The organism is Chitinimonas sp. BJB300 (assembly GCF_002735695.1).
Taxonomy (GTDB): Bacteria; Pseudomonadota; Gammaproteobacteria; order Burkholderiales; family Chitinimonadaceae; genus Chitinimonas.
In genome coordinates this window covers 1-2,291 of sequence record NZ_PDZH01000266.1, presented here as the reverse complement: position 1 = coordinate 2,291, position 2,291 = coordinate 1, and the positions used below count along the sequence as shown (strand labels likewise).

Genomic DNA, 2,291 nt, shown 5'->3' with positions numbered 1-2,291 from the left:
AAACCGGGCGATGTGCATCAATTGGAGGCAGATTGACCTCAACTGCTCCAACCGCCCGGTGCGGACCCGCATGCCGGGTGGTGTGGCAGGGGTCGGCCAGAACATCTGGTCGCCCCTATGCCGATTACTGCAATATCTGGCTTACCAGATACGGATACGCTCTTTTTCTGGTTTGAACATCCCGTCTCCCGGCTTCACATCAAAGGCCGCCATAAAGGCGTCGCTGTTCACCACTGCACCAATAGGCCGGTATTCGGCGGGTGAGTGTGGGTCGGTAGTCAAAAGCTGCAAGGCGCGAGCCTCTCGAGTTTTGCTACGCCAGATCTGGGCAAAGCCGATAAAGAAACGTTGGTCTCCGCTGAAGCCGTCAATGGATTCGGCCGGCTTGCCGTTAAGACTCAGTTGGTAACCTTTGTAGGCGATCTGTAGCCCAGACAAGTCGGCAATGTTTTCGCCCAAGGTGAGCTTGCCGTTCACGAAGCGCCCGGTAATGGGCTCGTACTGATTGTATTGCGCGATCAGTTGTTCAGTCAGACCGCCAAAAGCCTGGCGGTCTTCTTTCTGCCACCAGTTTCTCAGATTGCCTTGCCCATCGAACTGGCTGCCCTGGTCGTCGAAACCGTGACTGATTTCATGACCAATCACTGCACCGATTCCGCCGTAGTTGACGGCATCATCCGCTTTAGCATCGAAGAATGGTGGTTGCAGGATGGCGGCGGGGAAGACAATTTCATTCTTTGATGGGTTGTAGTAGGCATTCACCATCTGGGGTGGCATGCCCCATTCTTCGCGGTCTACCGGCTTACCCAGATGGGCGAGCTGGAATCGATAGTTAAACTGGTCGCCACGTACGGCATTGCCAACCAGATCATCGGCTTTTGCAATCAAGCCGCTGTAATCACGCCACTTATTGGGATAGCCGATTTTTACCGTGTATTTGCCCAGTTTGGCATGGGCTGAGGCTTTGGTAGCAGGGCTCATCCAAGTGAGGGTATCGATACTCTGGGCATAGGCCTTGAACAGATTACCGACCAATTCTTCCATCTTCTGTTTGGATTCTGGCGGGAAGTACTGGGCAACATAAAGCTGGCCGATGGATTCGGCTACGTGGCTTTCAACGAACTCAACCCCGCGTTTCCAGCGAGGACGTTGTTCCTTGGCCCCTGTGATGGTGGTGCCGTGAAACGCGAAATGGGCATCTACAAAGGACTTCGACAGCAGCGGCGCAAATGCATCGACCATACGTACGTGCAGGTAGTCGCGCAATAAAGCGATGTCGGTGTTTGCAATCAACTTGCCCAGCGCTTGTTGATAGCTGGGCTGCATGACATTGACTTCGCTGACATCGCCTGCCTCTGCCGCCACCAGTAGCGACTTGAAATCAATATGGGGCGAGAGTTTCTTTAGGTTGGCAAGGTTGTGCTTGTTATAGGTTTTGTGTGGATCGCGGTTTTCGACGTTATTCCACTGAATCTTGGCTAGCTTTGTTTCGAAAGCCACGATGGCACTGGCTTTTTGCCTGGCGCTGGTTACGGGCTCGCCCGCCAGTACCAGAAGCTGGTCCAGATAATCAGTATAGGCGGCAAGCGCTTTGGCAAAGCGCTCATCTTTTTCCAGATAGTAATCGCGATCGGGCAGACCTAGCCCGCCTTGGGTCATGCGTAGCAGATAGCGGTTTGAATCCTTGGCATCGACACCTACCCCTAGCTGAATGGGTAGATTGATATCAATCAGTTGTAGTGCGCCGAATTGCTTGATCACATCGGAATGTTGTTTGATCTGATCAATCTCAGCCAGCATGGGCTTGATGGGGGTGATGCCAAGTTCTTCTGCACGGGTGTCATCCATGAAGCTGGCGTACAGGTCGGCAATTTGCTTGGCTTTGGGTTCATTCTTACTGTCAGCGGCAGCGACGATAATATCGCGCACCCTCTGTTCGGAAAGATCGCGCAACTGATGGAATGCGCCCCAGCTCGTCTTATCGGCCGGAATCTCGGTGCGCTGCAGCCAGCCGCCATTTACAGCATTGTAGAAGTTGTCGTGGATGCGTACCTTGGGGTCAAAGTCACTTTTATTGATCCCCGAAGTAGCCGCACCGGCGAGGAGCGGGAAAGCCAGCGTTACGGCATAGGCAATTTGGCGTAGTTGCATAGTGCTCTTCCAGTTATAAACTGATGTTACGCAGTAGCTGCGAGAAGCAGCTGTAACTGATCATAAGCCGCGCGGGAGGCGTTGATCAGTAACTTGCGGCAAAGTGCGAATGGGTTCTTCTGCGTCTTGATGCTCAGGCA

1 protein-coding gene is annotated in these 2,291 nt (G+C 53.3%); it reads right to left on the bottom strand.

Annotated elements, in window-relative coordinates; translation table 11 throughout:
* Positions 1-141: 141 nt before the first annotated feature.
* Positions 142-2,151, bottom strand: coding sequence for a M13 family metallopeptidase (locus CSQ89_RS21150; protein ID WP_099407938.1), 2,010 nt, complete (start codon positions 2,149-2,151; stop codon positions 142-144).
* Between the last annotated feature and the right edge of the window lie 140 nt (positions 2,152-2,291).